At 60.6% G+C, this 15211-nt stretch carries 27 protein-coding genes and 1 pseudogene; 27 read left to right on the top strand and 1 reads right to left on the bottom strand.

What is annotated here, in order from left to right; all coding sequences use genetic code 11:
- The first annotated feature begins 57 nt into the window (after nt 1–57).
- The 27 genes and pseudogenes from AT302_RS05695 to AT302_RS05600 all read left to right on the top strand — a co-directional run bounded on the left by AT302_RS05695 (nt 58) and on the right by AT302_RS05600 (nt 14907).
- The gene (locus AT302_RS05695) at nt 58–801 is read left to right on the top strand and encodes a hypothetical protein (protein WP_058377598.1); all 744 of its coding nucleotides are present in this window, start codon (nt 58–60) and stop codon (nt 799–801) included.
- Between the two features lie 157 nt (nt 802–958).
- Nucleotides 959–1306: a putative holin gene (locus AT302_RS05690; RefSeq protein ID WP_058377597.1), complete on the top strand. Its 348-nt coding sequence runs from the start codon at nt 959–961 to the stop codon at nt 1304–1306.
- 1 nt (nt 1307) lies between these two features.
- Nucleotides 1308–2033, top strand: coding sequence for a transglycosylase SLT domain-containing protein (locus tag AT302_RS05685; protein ID WP_058377596.1), 726 nt, complete (start codon nt 1308–1310; stop codon nt 2031–2033).
- Nucleotides 2030–2437, top strand: a complete 408-nt coding sequence (locus tag AT302_RS27955) for a hypothetical protein (RefSeq protein ID WP_218918960.1) — start codon at nt 2030–2032, stop codon at nt 2435–2437. Before AT302_RS05685 ends, AT302_RS27955 begins: the two co-directional genes overlap by 4 nt.
- Before the next feature lie 133 nt (nt 2438–2570).
- Entirely contained in the window at nt 2571–2915 is a 345-nt protein-coding gene (locus tag AT302_RS05675) for a hypothetical protein (protein WP_058377595.1), read from the top strand.
- 301 nt (nt 2916–3216) lie between these two features.
- Nucleotides 3217–3558: a phage protein Gp27 family protein gene (locus tag AT302_RS28235; protein ID WP_250637622.1), complete on the top strand. Its 342-nt coding sequence runs from the start codon at nt 3217–3219 to the stop codon at nt 3556–3558.
- A complete protein-coding gene (locus tag AT302_RS28230) occupies nt 3515–3760 on the top strand; it encodes a phage protein Gp27 family protein (protein WP_250637621.1) in 246 nt (81 codons plus the stop codon). Before AT302_RS28235 ends, AT302_RS28230 begins: the two co-directional genes overlap by 44 nt.
- Nucleotides 3757–3921: a hypothetical protein gene (locus tag AT302_RS28060; RefSeq protein ID WP_237172077.1), complete on the top strand. Its 165-nt coding sequence runs from the start codon at nt 3757–3759 to the stop codon at nt 3919–3921. The genes AT302_RS28230 and AT302_RS28060 overlap by 4 nt, the downstream gene beginning before the upstream one ends.
- A gap of 35 nt (nt 3922–3956) precedes the next feature.
- On the top strand, nt 3957–4145 hold the full coding sequence (locus tag AT302_RS28055; RefSeq protein ID WP_237172076.1) for a hypothetical protein: 189 nt from the start codon (nt 3957–3959) through the stop codon (nt 4143–4145).
- Nucleotides 4136–4444, top strand: coding sequence for a hypothetical protein (locus tag AT302_RS28050; protein WP_237172075.1), 309 nt, complete (start codon nt 4136–4138; stop codon nt 4442–4444). The genes AT302_RS28055 and AT302_RS28050 overlap by 10 nt, the downstream gene beginning before the upstream one ends.
- 1235 nt (nt 4445–5679) lie before the next feature.
- Nucleotides 5680–5883, top strand: a pseudogene (locus AT302_RS28470) (hypothetical protein); the annotation flags it as partial.
- An 86-nt stretch (nt 5884–5969) separates the two neighbouring features.
- On the top strand, nt 5970–6191 hold the full coding sequence (locus tag AT302_RS28465) for a phage portal protein family protein (RefSeq protein WP_237172074.1): 222 nt from the start codon (nt 5970–5972) through the stop codon (nt 6189–6191).
- 693 nt (nt 6192–6884) lie between these two features.
- On the top strand, nt 6885–7007 hold the full coding sequence (locus AT302_RS28250; RefSeq protein WP_257786051.1) for a hypothetical protein: 123 nt from the start codon (nt 6885–6887) through the stop codon (nt 7005–7007).
- On the top strand, nt 7004–7399 hold the full coding sequence (locus tag AT302_RS28035; protein ID WP_237172073.1) for a phage head morphogenesis protein: 396 nt from the start codon (nt 7004–7006) through the stop codon (nt 7397–7399). Before AT302_RS28250 ends, AT302_RS28035 begins: the two co-directional genes overlap by 4 nt.
- Nucleotides 7332–8060, top strand: coding sequence for a phage virion morphogenesis protein (locus AT302_RS05655; RefSeq protein WP_237172072.1), 729 nt, complete (start codon nt 7332–7334; stop codon nt 8058–8060). Before AT302_RS28035 ends, AT302_RS05655 begins: the two co-directional genes overlap by 68 nt.
- 190 nt (nt 8061–8250) lie before the next feature.
- Nucleotides 8251–8484: a hypothetical protein gene (locus AT302_RS27950; RefSeq protein ID WP_218918986.1), complete on the top strand. Its 234-nt coding sequence runs from the start codon at nt 8251–8253 to the stop codon at nt 8482–8484.
- Nucleotides 8442–9431, top strand: a complete 990-nt coding sequence (locus AT302_RS05650; RefSeq protein ID WP_218918985.1) for a peptidase — start codon at nt 8442–8444, stop codon at nt 9429–9431. The genes AT302_RS27950 and AT302_RS05650 overlap by 43 nt, the downstream gene beginning before the upstream one ends.
- A 9-nt stretch (nt 9432–9440) precedes the next feature.
- Entirely contained in the window at nt 9441–10364 is a 924-nt protein-coding gene (locus AT302_RS05645; protein ID WP_058377591.1) for a major capsid protein, read from the top strand.
- Between the two features lie 136 nt (nt 10365–10500).
- Nucleotides 10501–10701 carry a hypothetical protein gene (locus tag AT302_RS05640; RefSeq protein WP_058377590.1) on the top strand — a complete coding sequence of 67 codons (201 nt, stop codon included), beginning with the start codon at nt 10501–10503 and terminating at the stop codon, nt 10699–10701.
- The gene (locus AT302_RS05635) at nt 10698–11030 is read left to right on the top strand and encodes a DUF2190 family protein (RefSeq protein ID WP_058377589.1); all 333 of its coding nucleotides are present in this window, start codon (nt 10698–10700) and stop codon (nt 11028–11030) included. Before AT302_RS05640 ends, AT302_RS05635 begins: the two co-directional genes overlap by 4 nt.
- Before the next feature lie 2 nt (nt 11031–11032).
- Nucleotides 11033–11329 carry an Acb2/Tad1 domain-containing protein gene (locus AT302_RS05630; protein ID WP_058377588.1) on the top strand — a complete coding sequence of 99 codons (297 nt, stop codon included), beginning with the start codon at nt 11033–11035 and terminating at the stop codon, nt 11327–11329.
- A 7-nt stretch (nt 11330–11336) separates the two neighbouring features.
- Complete coding sequence (locus AT302_RS05625; RefSeq protein ID WP_058377587.1) at nt 11337–11783, top strand: gp436 family protein; 447 nt, start codon at nt 11337–11339, stop codon at nt 11781–11783.
- Nucleotides 11783–12247, top strand: a complete 465-nt coding sequence (locus AT302_RS05620; RefSeq protein WP_058377586.1) for a Gp37 family protein — start codon at nt 11783–11785, stop codon at nt 12245–12247. Before AT302_RS05625 ends, AT302_RS05620 begins: the two co-directional genes overlap by 1 nt.
- Nucleotides 12244–12468 carry a hypothetical protein gene (locus AT302_RS05615; protein ID WP_058377585.1) on the top strand — a complete coding sequence of 75 codons (225 nt, stop codon included), beginning with the start codon at nt 12244–12246 and terminating at the stop codon, nt 12466–12468. The genes AT302_RS05620 and AT302_RS05615 overlap by 4 nt, the downstream gene beginning before the upstream one ends.
- Nucleotides 12469–12471: 3 nt before the next feature.
- The gene (locus AT302_RS05610; RefSeq protein ID WP_058377584.1) at nt 12472–13902 is read left to right on the top strand and encodes a phage tail sheath subtilisin-like domain-containing protein; all 1431 of its coding nucleotides are present in this window, start codon (nt 12472–12474) and stop codon (nt 13900–13902) included.
- Between the two features lie 2 nt (nt 13903–13904).
- A complete protein-coding gene (locus tag AT302_RS05605) occupies nt 13905–14429 on the top strand; it encodes a phage major tail tube protein (protein ID WP_058377583.1) in 525 nt (174 codons plus the stop codon).
- A gap of 172 nt (nt 14430–14601) precedes the next feature.
- Nucleotides 14602–14907 carry a phage tail assembly protein gene (locus AT302_RS05600; protein ID WP_058377582.1) on the top strand — a complete coding sequence of 102 codons (306 nt, stop codon included), beginning with the start codon at nt 14602–14604 and terminating at the stop codon, nt 14905–14907.
- A gap of 59 nt (nt 14908–14966) precedes the next feature.
- On the opposite strand, the gene AT302_RS05595 is transcribed toward AT302_RS05600, so the two are convergent.
- Nucleotides 14967–15206 carry a hypothetical protein gene (locus AT302_RS05595; RefSeq protein ID WP_058377581.1) on the bottom strand — a complete coding sequence of 80 codons (240 nt, stop codon included), beginning with the start codon at nt 15204–15206 and terminating at the stop codon, nt 14967–14969.
- Nucleotides 15207–15211 lie beyond the last annotated feature (5 nt).

Raw genomic sequence — 15211 nt, 5'->3', positions numbered from 1 at the left:
TTGACAGCGAAGTAGCACGAAAAATTTCCAACCCAGATCACAAAAAAGGGGCGTCTCATGTCATTTCTCGCAGGGTTGTTCGGGGTCTTGAGTTTCTTGTTTCTTGTGGTAACCCTCGTCGGCGTTATTGCACCTTCTCTATTCAAAGACAAGAAGTCTGGTGAAGTACCCAAGCGCCTTCACTTTCTCGTCGGTGGCGTGGCAGGATCTGTCATTGCGTTTGTGATTGCTGGCGCACTGGCGCCAGAAAAATCGCCCGATTCGACCTCGATTGCCAGTGCCGAGCATGTGGTGGCCGATGCCAAGGCAATTCCCTCTGCTGTGACCACCTCGAAGGATGTGCCTCAAACACCCGACAAATCGTTAGGAATGTCGCCTGAAGAGTTCAGGCAGGGATTTAACCGCATCGTGAGCAAGGTGAGCAGCGATTACAAGATGGCGGAGCTCGACATAGAGTCAGGAAATGTAAATGACGTGTTCAAGCGTTCTTTGGGGCCTGGCGTTGCCCTCATTGGTACAGTCAACAAAGCTGATGGGTCGCTTAGAGAGCTGATGGTGTTGATAGGTGGCGGCGCGAATACCGATCCGGCGAAGACCATTGCTGTCCTCATGGCTGCGACACAAGCAGCCAACCCCACTATTTCGGCAAAGGAGAATAGCTCCGAGGTTGTCGAGATGACGAAGGTCGCGGTGGACAATATAAAGACAGGCAAACCAGTTGAGCGGCAAGTGGGGCGGCTGGCATATACCGCCAGTGCCAGTGAGGCGACAGGTCTGATGTTCGCTATTGGCGCGCTTTGATCACTAGGCGCTGTTCAATGTATGTTTTCCAAACATTGACTATCTCGTGAACGGATGCTCCGGCGTAGCACCGCTAGCGACTCTCTCTAAACCTGATTAAAAGACCCCTCATGGAATGCCGCCGATCATGGCGGCATATTCATTTCAGGAGGGGCAAATGCCTTTCACCAAACGATTTCCCCGTATGCTCGGCTGGTTCGCCGCTGCCGTGCTACTCGTTGTCGCGATCGCGCTCGTCTCTCCACAGCAACTGCCCGTCGCGCTGTACAAGCTGAGCCTTATCAGTTTGGCCGCAGTCGTCGCGTACTGGCTGGATCGCGGTCTCTTTCCCTATGCGCGACCGGACGCCTACTTGCGGCGTGACTGGCGCCACGGTACCGACGAACCGTCGAACGAGGCTGACTATCCGGTTGTCGATGGTTATCAGCTCGTATTCGCGGCCGCCATGCTGCGTCGTGCAGCCATCGTCGCTGGTGTGGTGATCGGCGTCGCTCTGGGGCTCTGATATGAGCACGCTGCAGATCGTCTGGATTGCCGTGGCGCTGTTCTCGCTCGGCGTATGCGCCGCCAAGCACCGCGAGTCCTTGCAAGGAAGCGTCAATTTCTGGATCGCACTCCTTCGGTGGGCAGCCTTCGCTGGCCTGCTGTACTGGGGCGGGTTTTTCAGTCATCCGGCCACCGCTCAGGTTCCTGCCGCGGCAAGGCAGTATCGCGCCGACCTGACGCGCGCGGCGCGCGCCATCTGGGGCATCGACGCTCCCGTTGCAACGTTCGCCGGTCAGTTGCATCAGGAAAGTGGATGGCGTCCCGACGCCGTGTCGCACGTCGGCGCGCAGGGCATGGCGCAGTTCATGCCGGCGACTGCGACGTGGATCGCTCAGGTTTATCCCGCTCTTGCCGATCGGCAACCGTTCAATCCGGGCTGGAGCCTGCGCGCGCTTGTTACCTACGACCATCATCTGTGGCAGCGCGTAAGTGCCGGCACGCCATGCGAGCGCATGGCCAAAACGCTGTCTGCCTATAACGGCGGCCTGGGATGGGTCATCCGCGATGAAACTGCCACCGAACGGGCTGGCAAGGACGCGGGTCAATGGTTTGGCAGCGTCGAGACCGTCAACGCCGGACGGTCCGAAGCCAATTGGCGTGAGAACCGTGCGTACCCGCGTCGGATTCTGCGACTGCTTGAGCCGGTTTATATCCGGGCTGGCTGGGGCCATGGGAGTTGCACATGACGCGCGAGCGAGTGGCGTTGATCGCCCTGTGTGTGATGTTGTGCGCGGCCGTGGGTGGCTTCTTCTTCGGACGCCACTTCGAAGCGAATGCACAGCAAGCCCAGACCGCCGAAAAAACCATCCAGAACCTGTCGGGCCTGATAGACGCAAGCCAGCACCTGATCCAGGACAGCCAGGCGGCCAGCCGTGACATGCGCAATGCACTCGCGTTGCGTAACGCCCAGGACCAGAAATCCACGAAGGAACTACGCGATGTGCTCGCCAAGACTGCCGGTAGCCGTTCTGGTTGCCGTTTTGATGCTGACAGCATGTACCTCATCCACGCCGCCCGTGATCGCGCCGCAGCCGCCGCTTCCGGCGGAGTACTCGACGGCCTGCCCGCTGCCACCAGCTCCGGCAAGTGATGCTGCCGATGACGTGGCCCTCGCGCTGAAGGCGATGTACGACCTATATGGCGTGTGCGCGGGCGGTTCATTGACCTGATCGACTGGGTCACAACGCGTCGATGATTTTTCAACAATACGGGGGAACCTGCGAATGACCGTACAGGTGGAGTTTTGGCAGATGCTTTCGCTGCTCGGGGCGTTCCTGGGCTTCATGTTCGGGGCGGGCAAGATGCTGCTCTCGCAGATTGAACGCCGGCAGGCCGAGCGTGACCTGAAACAGGAGGAGCAGATCAGAACGCTGCTCTCTCAGATCAGCAAGGAAGCCGAGACCGTTTCGCGCCTGGAGCGTGACTTTCTGCGCTTCCAGGCAGATCTGCCGCTGCAGTACGTTCGGCGTGAGGATTACGTCCGTGGGCAAACGGTGATCGAGGCCAAGCTGGACGCGCTCTATAACAAGCTTGAGGTCGTTCAAATGAAGGGAGCAAACCATGGTTGACCACATCAAAATCCGGCGTGAGTCGATGCGCTGGAATCTCATCAGTACGCTAGACAAGGCCCGTCCGCACACCAGCAACGAGCAGTTCTGCTGGAGGTCATGCGCGCTATCTACCCCGATACGACGGCGCTCGAAGTCCGGCGTGAGCTCGACTACCTCGCTGATCGTCGCCTCGTCGATTTGAACAAGTCGCCGTCGGGTGCGTGGTTCGCCGACCTGACGCGTTACGGCGTAGACATCGCTGAGTACACGATCGACTGTGCGCCGGGTATCGCACGGCCGGAAAAGTATGGAGCGAATAATGGTGCGCCGCTCGAGCATCGACGGCCTGCCGGACGACGTGCGGCGTTGGCTGGAGCGCGCCCTCGCAGAAAGCAACTTCAGCGGCTATCAGGCGCTGGAAGAGATCCTGCGCACGAAGGGTTACCAGATCAGCAAGTCGGCGATTCATCGCCATGGCCAGAAGATCGAACGGCGCTTTGCGGCCATCAAGGCCAGTACGGAAGCGGCGCGGTTTCTCACAGAGGGCGCGGCCGACGATCAGGACGCCGTTCCGAGGCCGTCATCGGCTGGTGCAAACGGAGTTGTTCGAGAGCATCGTGAATCTGCAGGAGGCCGGAGAAGACGATATAGATCCGGCTGAGCGGATCGGCCTGTTGTCCAGTGCAGCGAAGAACATTGCGACGCTTGCGCGGGCGTCCGTGAACCAGAAGAAATTCCGGCTTGAGATCCAGGCGCGTGCCGAGGCCGCCGCCGCGAACGTTGAGAAGATTGCTAAGAAAGGCGGCCTGTCGGCGGAGTCCGTTGATGCATTGCGCCGCGAGATTCTGGGGATCGCCGGATGAGCCCCATTCCCGCCCGCCTTCCCAACACGGCGACCGTCGACGCGCCACCGGTGCTGATGGCCTATCAGCAAAGCTGGGTCGCGGACAAATCCCCGCTGAAGGTGATCGAGAAGAGCCGCCGCACGGGCCTCACCTGGGGCGAAGCTGCGACAACGTTCTGACGGCGGCGGCCAATCGCTCGGCCGGTGGTCAGAACGTGTATTACATCGCGTACAACCAGGACATGACCATCGAGTACATCCAGGCCTGTGCGATGTGGGCTCGAGCGTTTCACCACGCGGCGTCCGAAATTGAAGAGGGTTTCTGGGAAGACGACGACGCGGACAAGAACATCAAGACGTTCACGATCCGCTTTCCTGCGTCAGGTTCCGGATTGTGGCGCTGACCAGCCGGCCGTCCAACCTGCGCGGTCGCCAAGGCACGATCGTGATCGACGAGGCTGCCTTCCACGACCAGCTGAGCGAGTTGCTTAAAGCGGCGCTGGCCATGTTGATCTGGGGCGGTCGGGTCCGCGTTATCTCGACGCACAACGGCACTGATAACGCCTTCAATGAGCTCGTGAAGATATTCGGGCGAAGAAGCGTAAAGGCACGGTACATCGCATCACGTTCCAGGATGCCGTGGCCGATGCCTGTACCGGCGCGTCTGCCTGCGCCTGGGCAAAGAGTGGTCCGCGTCGGATGAGGCGGCATGGATGCTGACGTCTACGCGTTCTATGGCGACGGCGCACAGGAGGAACTGGACTGCGTGCCCGCCAACTCAGGCGGCGCCTGGTTGTCTCGGGCGTTGATCGAATCGCGCATGTCTGCGGATACGCCCGTGCTGCGCTGGAAGTGCCGATCGGCTTCGAAGTGCTGCCGGACCACATCCGCGCCGCAGAATGCCGCGACTGGCAAGAGGCGCACATGGCCCCACTACTGGCAGCACTGCGCCCGATGCCATCTCATTCAACGGCGAGGACTTCGGGCGCACGGGCGACCTGACCGTGCACGTTCCGCTCATTCAGGCGCAGAACCTGTACGACGTGTGCCCTTCATAGTGGAGCTGCGCAACGTGCCGTTTCGCCAGCAAGAGCAGATCGCCTTTACTTACTCGACCGCCTGCCTCGCTTCACGGGCGGCGCGTTCGATGCGCGCGGCAATGGCCAGTACCTGGCCGAGGTTGCCATGCAACGCTACGGCGCGAGCCGGATCCAGCAGGTGATGCTCTCAGAAGGTGGTATCGCGAGCATATGCCACCGGTTAAAGCGGCGCTGGAAGATGCACGCTCGATGGTCTGCCGCGCGACGCCGACATCCTGGCGGATCTGCGAGCCGTGCAGGTCATCAAGGGGTGCCGCGCATTCCAGAGACTCGCACGACCGGTGAGGATAAGGGGAAGCGTCACGGCGACGCAGCCGTGGCAGTCGCGCTCGCCTACTTCGCCAGTCGCGAGATCAACCACGGGCCGGTAGCAGTGAAATCGCGGCGACGCCGCACCGGCGCCAGAATCACACAGGGGTATTGATGAAAGCCAAGGCATGTGGTCAGCCCCACCGAGTTTGTCCAGTTCGCCGAGCCGAGCACTCATGTCCGATCAGATCGCAACGCGTGGAGTAGCATCGATTTCTACGCGCTCGGCATGTACCTGCCGAACCCGGATCCCGTGCTCAAAGCCCTCGGCAAGGACTTGAAAGTCTATCGGGAACTACGTGCCGATCCACACGTTGGTGGCAGCATTCGCCGTCGTAAAGCCGCCGTGAAAGCACTTGAGTGGGGCTTGACCGAGCAAAGGCCAAGAGTCGCGTGGCCAGATCGATCGAGTCCATCTTCGCCGATTCGATCTGTCTCGCATCATCACCGAGATGCTGGATGCTGTCCTCTACGGGTATCAGCCGATGGAGTGATGTGGGGCAAGGTCGCAGCTACCTAGTGCCCGTTGATGTTGTTGGCAAACCTGCAGACTGGTTGTGTACGACGAGGGGAACCAACTGTGCTTGCGCACCAAGCAAAGCCGATCAAGGGCGAGGAATTGCCGCAGCGCAAGTTCTTGTGCCCGTCAGGATCCGAGCTACGACAATCCCTACGGCTTCGCGGATTTGTCCATGTGCTTCTGGCGACCACGTTCAAGAAGGGTGGACTGAAATTCTGGGTGCAATTCACCGAGAAGTACGGCGCTCCCTGGGTGATCGGCAACATCCACGCAGCGCGTCCGATAATGAGACTAACCAGTTGCTCGATCGCCTCGAGGACATGGTGCAGGACGCTGTCGCTGTCATTCCTGATGATTCCAGCGTGGAGATCAAGGAAGCGGCCAATGGCGCGAACAACGCCGACGTCTACGAACGCCTGCTGCACTTTTGCCGCTCCGAAGTGTCGATCGCGTTGCTGGGCCAGAATCAAACCACCGAGGCAAGCGCGAACCGGCCTCGGCCCAGGCAGGTCTTGAGGTGACGCGCGACATTCGCGACGGTGACAAAGCCATTGTCGAAGAAGCCATGAACACCCTGATCCGTTGGGTGTGTGAGTTGAATTCAACGATGGTGCGCGGCCTGCGTTTTCCTTGTGGGAGCAAGAAGAGTCGACCAAATGCTGGCAGAGCGCGACGAGAAGCTGGTTCGGGCCGGCGCAAAGCTCACCCCGGCTTACTTCAAGCGCGCCTACGACCTCCAGGACGCAGATCTGGTAGAACGTCTTCGCCCACGACGCAATCGGTAGCGTTTGCGGAATCCGATGACGCGCCCGATCAGGATGCCATCGATCTGGCACTGGATTCGCTCTCCGCTGATGCAATGAGCGCAGATGCCCAGGCGATGCTCGCGCCGCTCTTAAAGCGGTTGCGAAAGGCGCGCAACCGGATGAGTTGCTGGGTATGCTCGCTGAGCTGTACCCGACAATGGATGCGGCCGGTCTGCAGCAACGCCTCGCGCGAGTCATCTTCACGGCAAAGGTTTGGGGATGCTGCATGTCTGATGTCAATCTCGCCCACGCAATGAGTCTGCCGCCGCAGGATGCAATTGCCTACTTTCAGCGCAAAGGCTTTGCAATCATTGGGACTGGCAAGAGCTATGGCAAGAGGCCCAGGCGCAGGCATTTACCGTTGCCAAAGTCACGCGCCTGGACATCCTGCAGGACATCCGCGACGCCTTGGAGAAAGTCCTGGCCGAAGGTAAGACGGCAGCATGGTTCGGGCAGCAGCTCACGCCAGTGCTTCAGGCCAAGGGCTGGTGGGACGCAAAGAGCACGTCGACGAGCACACTGGCGAGATGAGTCAGGTTCAACTCGGCAGCCCATGGCGGCTGCAAACGATTTTCGTGCAAACGTGCAAACGGCGTACATGCCGGGCGATTCCAGCGCCAGCTGAGAATGTCGACGACCGGCCCTACTGGAAGTACGTCGCCATCCTCGACAGCCGCACGCGTCCCAGTCACCGGGCATTGAATGGCAAGGTATTTCGGTATGACGATTCGTTTTGGTCGTCGTTCTATCCGCCCAACGGATGGGATGCCGATGCCGTGTCGTTGCCCTGTCGGCCGACGATATCGAAGTGCGCGGAATCACTGTCGATTCGTCGAAGGCAGGTTGGGAACCGCAATGCGCCTGCTCTCAGAAAAGACCGGCGAAATGCGCGAGGTCACGACCTACACCACTGCGCATCCTGACGATCCGTTCGGTAAGCGCAAAATTGTCATTTCGCCGGACGTCGGCTGGAGCTACAACCCTGGCGCGGCTGCGTGGTGCCCGACATCAAACGCTATGTTGGCGATCTGGCCACCTTGGCCGAAAAGGAACTGGCGGTGCCGTATGAGTGAATTTGTCCGAATCGATGTCGATGACACCCGGCTTCAGGTCGGGCTCAAACGCCTGGCATCGGCGGCGTCGGACATGACGCCTGCCATGCGGAAGATCGCCGCGACGCTTGAGAGCGTCGTGGAAGAGAATTTCGAGTCCGAGGGGCGCCCGCGTTGGACGCCGAGCGAACGGGCCAAGTCGGAGGGCGGCGTGACGCTGCAGAAGAGCGGCCGACTCGCGGCATCTGTCACCACCGATCACAATGCGCACACGGCGGTGATTGGCAGCAATGTGGTGTACGCGAGAATCCATCAGCTCGGCGGTAAGACCGCGCCGCATGTGATCCGTCCGCGTGCAAAGAAAGCACTGGCCTTCGGTGGTCGCGTCGTGGCATCCGTCAATCATCCCGGATCCGATATCCCGGCCAGACCTTTCCTGCCGGTGACGAGCGACGGCACGTTGCAACCTGAAGCAACGGACGCGGTTCTCGGAACAATCCTGCGGCACCTGAAAACGGCTGCGGGCGTTTAGCCCCGCTGACGGGTTTGTGTGTCACAGGGCACGCAACGATAGCCCGGTTACGCACGCGCCGCGCCCGAAGCTTTTATAAAGGCTTGCTGCGCACAACTCATCCCCATCTTCTCCGCCCAATTCGTCTCGTGTCGCAGAATTGTAAAGACGATTAAAAGACCGTCACCGTGACGCCGCCGAATATGGCGGTATGAACACGCCCAAACTCATCCATATCTTCCGGCCCGGCCGCCACGTGACCATGGCGGGCGATGTCATCGAGTTTTCTGAGGCCGACGTCGCCGCGACGGCCCGCGCCTACAACCCCGACCTGCACGAAGCCCCGCTGGTATCGGGCATCCGACTACTGACGATCCAGCCCATGGCTGGGTGCAGTCGATCGTGGCTACTGATCGCGGCCTGTTCGCCGCGCCACGCGATGTAGAGGCGACGTTCGCTGAGCAGGTCGGGCAGCGCCGTTACGGCAAGGTTTCGTCCAAATTCTATTCCCCCGACTCACCGAGTAATCCCGTGCCCGGCGTTTGGTATCTCCGCCACGTCGGTTTCCTCGGCGCGCAGCCACCCGGCGTGAAGGGGCTGGACAACCCGTCTTTCGCTGATACGGAAGACGGCTGTGTCGCTTTCCAGGAGACCGTCGAGTTCGGTGACTGGGATGACCGCACGAACGCGGGTCTCTGGCGCAGCTTGCGCGACTGGTTCATCGGTAAGTTCGGCCAGGAAGATGCCGATCGGGCGTTGCCGGGCTGGAACGTGGACTCGCTTCAAGAATCCGCTGCTCTGCCTGCGTTGAGCCAAAGCACGTCCACCCCTGCGTTTGCAGATCCCGTTCCCAATGCGCCTGCGGTCGCGTCTACCGCCGTTTCCGAAAAGGAGAATGAATCCGTGACACCTGAAGATCAAGCCCGGCTCGAGGCCGAGAACGCGACGCTCAAGCGGCAGCTTGCCGAGCGTGACGCAAAGGACAAGCTGGCGCTGGCTGATAAGCGCCACCGTGAGAACGCAGAGTTTGCGGAGGGCCTTGTAGCGAAAGGCCTGCTGGCCCCCAAGCACAAGGATGCTGTTGTGTCAGCGCTGGACGTAGTTGCAACGCCGGGCGCCGATGGTAAGTCGGTCGAGTTCGGTGACGGCGACGACAAACAGCCTCTGGTGAGCGCGCTCAAGGGCTTCCTGAGTGAACTGCCCAAAGTCGTCGAGTTCGCTGAATCTGCCACCAAAGACAAGTCGGGTTCCGGCGGCAACGTCAACGTGGCCGAATTCGCCGAGAAGTCTACCGACCCCGAGCGCCTCACCCTGCATGTGCGCGCCACACAGCTGGCGGCTGAGAAGGGAATCCCCTACGAGCAGGCCGCGCGCCAGCTCATCACAAACTAAGGAGCCAACATGGTTGACCGTCTCCGTCAGCTCCGGGTAGTCGACCCGGTTTTGACCAACATCGCGCGCGGCTATCGCAACGCGCAGTACATCGGTGAAGCACTGTTCCCGATCGCACCGTCGAACAAAGAAGGGGCGATTGTGCCGCTGTTCGGTAAAGAGGCTTTCCGTCTGTGGGACACCGAGCGCGCAATCCGCGCCAAGTCCAACGTGATGACGCCCGACGATATCGATTCGCTCGATGTCGTGCTACGCGAACACGATCTGGCCTATCCGGTCGATTACCGCGAGCAGCAGGAATCGATGTTCGATGCCGAAGCGCGTGCTGCCAAGCGCGTCAAAGATGCGATTGATCTTCGTTGCGAGTGGGCCTGCGCTGCGCTGGCACAGAACGCCAGCACGTATCTGGCCGGCGGCAAGGTGGCACTGTCTGGTGCAAGCCAGTGGAGCAACAACGGCGGGGATCCTGTGGCCGCCGTTGAAACCGGCAAGGAAGTTGTGCGCAGCCGTATCGGCATTCGTCCCAACACGATCGTGATGGGGGCCTCGGTCTATCAATCGCTGAAGTTCCACACGAAGCTGCAGGCCGCGCTGGGCAGCAATGAACGCAAGCTCGTCGCGCTGGAGCATCTGCGAATGCTCTTCGGCATTAACGACATCTTCATCGGTGAAGCGCTCGCCGGCGACGTTGCAGCGGGTGATGTGTGGCGCGACAACATGATCCTCGCCTACGTCGCCAAGCCGAGCGCCGACCGTGTCGCCGACTATGAAGAGCCGTCCTTCGGCTACACGCTGCGCAAGAAAGGGATGCCGGAGACGGACAAGTACGACGCCGAGGGCGGCAAGGTGCGCTTCGTGCGCCACACCGACGTCTACAAACCCGTGGTGGTCGGCGCCGACGCCGGCTATCTGATCGCAGACACCAACGCGTGAGGCCAACGATGAACATCCAAACCTATCGCGTGCGTGGTATCGATCTGGAGCACGACGGCGAACGCTTCCCGAGGGCAGCACGATTGAGCTCACCGCCGCGCAGGCTACCAAGCTGCGCCGCTTTCTTGAGCCGGTTGTGAGCCAGGGCGATGCAGCAAAGAAATCTGCGACCGAAAAGGCTGCCGCTGAAAAGGCTAACGCGGAAAAAGCGGCAGCCGAGAAAACCGAGGCGGAGAAAGCGGCAGCAAAGATTGTTGCAGATGAAAAAGCCGCTGCCGACAAGGCCTCGACCGAGGCGGCCAAGAAGGACAGTTCGTCGACCGGAGGTAAGCAATGAAAACGCAGCAAGTTGTACTGACCACTTCGGTCATCGCCGCGACGGATCTGACTCGTCGCCGTTTTGTTGCCTTCGATGGCAATGTGTGCACGGCCGGGGCCAAGGCGCTGGGTGTCGTCGAGGCTGACACCGAGGCAGGTGGCGTGGCGCCGGCCAACATCCTCGGCGCAATCCTCGTTGAGGCGGGCGGCGCGATCGCCGTAGGCGCGGAGGTCGAGTCCGACGCAAGCGGCCGAGCAATCACGAAAGCCGCCGGCACTGCCAACGGCTATGCCTGGGACAGTGCGGCCGCCGCTGGCGACCTCATTCGCATCGTGCGGAGCATCTGAGCATGGAGAACCAGCACAAGCGAATTACCGGCTATCGGGATCTGACGGAAGACGAAATTGCCCTGATGAACGAGGTGAAGACCAAGGCGATCGAGGTGGGCGCGCTCGTCGAAACGCTACGTGGTCGACTGCCGGCCTTCAAGATCGACGGCGAGCCGGTGCAGGTGGGCGATCAGACGTTGGTGGCGGTCAGCGACGAAGCTTACGAGACCGACCGCTGGCTCACGATCGGACAGGACCACCTGCAACAGGGCTTCATGGCCTTGGCACGTGCGGTGGCCCGTCCGGCAACGTTCTGAGGCGTCCATGCGCTATTGCTCGCTTGCCGATCTCCAGTTGGCGGTTCCGCTGCAGACGCTGATCTGGCTTTCGAACGACGATGAATCGGCCACCACCCTGAATTCGGTGGTGGTCGAGGAAGCGGTACGGCAGGCCGAGGAGCTGGTCGATGCCCATTTGCGCGGGCGCTACAACCTGCCGCTCGGTGGGCCAGATGCACCGGTTCCGTCTGTTGTGAAGGATATGACCGTCAATTTGGCCCGTCACTGGTTGTACGCGCGGCGCCCCGAAGGCGCTGACCTGCCCGATGCGGTCACGCGCACTTACAAATCAGTCCTGCAGATGCTTGAGGCCATCCGCGACGCCAAACTCACCATAGGTCTTCCCACCGGCGAAGCGGCGGCGGAACCTGGCGAGATGAAAACGCGGGCAAAACCTCGCCGCTTCAGCTCCGACATTTTGGATCGCTACTGATGGCCACAACCCTGCAGATCATCGACGCGGTCGTGCAGCGCCTGGCGGTGAAGCTCCCCCATTTAACGGCCGAGTACTTCCCGGATCGACCGCAGGACTATCGACTGAACCATCCCAAAGGCGCGCTGCTGGTGAGTTACCTCGGCAGTCAGTTCGACAAGACGGTCGACGTTAGCTACATCGCACAGCCGCGCACCGTGAAGCTGTCGGTCACGGTGATCTTGCGTCAGCTCAACGGCAAGGGCGGCGCCGTTGACGTGGTGGATCTCGTGCGCGCAGCGTTGGTGGGGTTCCGTCCGCCTGATTGCCGCAAAGTCTGGGCGGTGTCGGAGAAGTTCCTGGGAGAGACGGCAGGCTTGTGGCAGTACGCCGTGGACGTAGCCTCCGAAGCCATGCTGGTCGAGGACGCTGATATCAACACTGAGACACCTCTGACTGAGGTGACCTATGAGGAGGACTCATGAAATACCGCTACAGCGGGCCGACGAGCGGTGTGACGCTGCAAAATGGCGCAGAACACCAAGAGGTGATGCTTCACGCCGGCGAGGAAGTCGACTTGCCCGAAACCCACGAGTACACGCGGACTCTGTTGGCCTTGGGGCACTTGACCCCCGTCAAACAGGGCAGTAAGGCCGCAACGCGTGCGAATGTCAGCGCGGATGAATCCGCCGCGAAAGGAGAGTAAGCGATGGCAGCAAACTACTTGCATGGTGTGGAAACCATCGAGATCGAGAAAGGGCCGCGTCCGGTCCGTACCGTCAAATCTGCGGTGATCGGCCTAATCGGTACCGCGCCGGTCGGCCCGGTCAACGTGGTCACGCTGTCGCTGTCGGAAAAGGACGCGGCCGCGTTTGGTTCGCAGCTTGCTGGCTTCACCATTCCGCAGGCGCTCGATGCGATCTACGATCATGGCGCGGGCACCGTCATCGTCATCAACGTGCTGGATCCGTCGATTCATAAAACGGCTGTAGCCGCCGAAGCGATCGCTTTCGACCTGTCCACGGATCGGGTGAGCCTGGCTCACGGTGCCGTCGCAGCGCTCGTCATCAAAAGCAACGACGGAAACACAACCCACGTTCTGGACACCGACTATTCGGTCGACACGCTGACGGGGATGCTGACCCGCATCAAGGGAGGCGGCATTGCTGCAGGCGCCAGCCTGAAGGCCAGCTACGATTACGCCGACCCAACCAAGGTCACGGCTGCCGATATCATCGGCGCTGTCAATGCCGCTGGCGTGCGCACGGGTATCAAGGCGCTTAAGGACACGTATAACCTGTTCGGCTTCTTCGCCAAGATCCTGATCTCGCCGGCGTTCTGCACGCAGAATTCGGTTGCCACTGAACTGATCGCGATGGCCGACCAGTTGGACGCAGTGGCCTATATCGATGCGCCGATCGGTACCACCTATGCGCAAGCGATCGCTGGTCGCGGCCCGATGGGTGCCATCAACTTCAACACCTCGAGCGACCGGGTGCGCATTTGCTACCCGCACGTCAAGGTGTACGACGCCGCGACGAACGCGGAACGCCTCGAGCCGCTGTCCGCCCGAGCGGCAGGGCTGCGTGCAAAGATCGACCTGGAAAAGGGCTTCTGGTGGTCGAGCTCCAACCAAGAAATTGCAGGCGTGACGGGCGTGGAGCGTCAGCTTTCGGCAATGATCGACGACCCGCAGTCCGAGGTGAATCTGCTCAACGAGCAAGGGATCACCACCATCTTCTCGAGCTATGGTTCGGGCTTCCGCCTCTGGGGGAACCGTACCGCCGCCTGGCCGACCGTCACACACATGCGCAACTTCGAGAACGTCCGGCGCACGGGTGATGTGATCAACGAATCGCTGCGGTACTTCAGCCAGCAGTACATCGATATGCCGATCAATCAGGCCCTGATTGATGCCCTGGTCGAGTCGGTGAACGGGTACGGCCGCAAGCTCATCGGCGACGGTGCGTTGCTCGGCTTCAAAGCCTGGTTCGACCCGGCCCGCAACGAAGAAACCGAGCTGGCCAACGGGCACCTGCTCATCAACTACAAATACACGGTGCCGCCGCCGCTCGAGCGCCTCACGTTTGAGACCGAGATCACCTCGGAATACCTGCTGACCCTGAAGGGAGGTAACTGATCATGGCCGGCAAGATCGAAATCAACCGCATCACGAACGCCAACATCTACGTTGACGGGAACTCGCTGCTCGGCCGCGCAGAAGAGATCAAGCTGCCCGACATTTCGGCCATCATGCAGGAACACAAGGCGCTTGGCATGGTGGGCAAGATCGAGTTGCCGGCCGGCTTCGACAAGCTCGAGGGTGAAGTGAAGTGGAACTCGCTGTACAAGGACGTGGCCAAGACGGTGGCCAACCCCTTCAAGGCTGTGTCCCTTCAGTGCCGCTCCAGCATCGAGACTTACGGCGCGCAAGGGCGCATCCAGGAGGTCAGCCTGGTGACGTTCCTGACGGTCATGTTCAAGAAGAATCCGCTGGGCACCTTCAAGCAGCACGAGAACGCGGAATTCAGTTCGGCGTTCGGTGCGACCTACATCAAGCAGGTCATCGACGGCGAGGAGGTGCTCGAGCTGGACTACATGGCCAACATCTTCCGCGTCAACGGGGAAGACATGCTGGCCGACTACCGTAGCAATACCGGCACCTGACCCGCGCCATTCGGACTGAGCAGTTTGCGAAATTGCGCAATCTGGCGCTTTTCCTCACGGCCCACTTCGGTGGGCCTTTTCATTTGGTAAAGCAGATTAACTGACTGGAATCTTGGGCCGACTGAGAATCCTTCGTGTAGTTCGTTCATTCACCACACGCAAAGGAAATCTCATGGAGATCCAACTTCAGTACCCGTTCACGACGGCAGCCGGTCAGAAATTGAGCGCCGTCACCGTCCGCCGACTCAAAGTCAAGGATCTGAAGGCCATCGGCGAGCAAAGCGGCGGGAGCGAGGTGTCGCTCGAACTGAACGGCGTCGCACGTATGTGCAATCTCGTGCCGGAGGATCTGGACGAGATGGACGCCGCCGACTACCAAGCGGTGAAGGCCCGATTTCTGGAGTTTGTGGGTATCACCGGAAAACCTGCGGTCGGGGCAAAGCCTGCTAGCGAGGTGGTTCCGGATGCAGCCGAGTGAGATTGACCAGCTGAGCGTCGATGAATTCTGTGACTGGATTACCGACGCCAGCCAGCAAATCAAGCGCGAGCACGGCGATGGCTAACCAGCCACGCGGCTGCTTTGATGAGGGCCGCGACACAGAATGCCGCAACGGCGATAACCGGCCCCAGGAAAACCAACCCAAAAAACACGGCGACGCCGAACATCAACGGCGCGGCCCACAGGGGCAGCTCGATGAGCAGCCACACGCCAAGCGCCACTGAAAGCGTGGCAATCACAACGTAGGCGATGGTTTTGGCGAGGGTTTCGATGTCCATAGCCG

This window comes from Pandoraea norimbergensis, assembly GCF_001465545.3.
Classification (GTDB): Bacteria; Pseudomonadota; Gammaproteobacteria; order Burkholderiales; family Burkholderiaceae; genus Pandoraea; species Pandoraea norimbergensis.
Note: the sequence above shows the minus strand (reverse complement) of the source record. Positions and strands in the feature narration are given on the sequence as shown.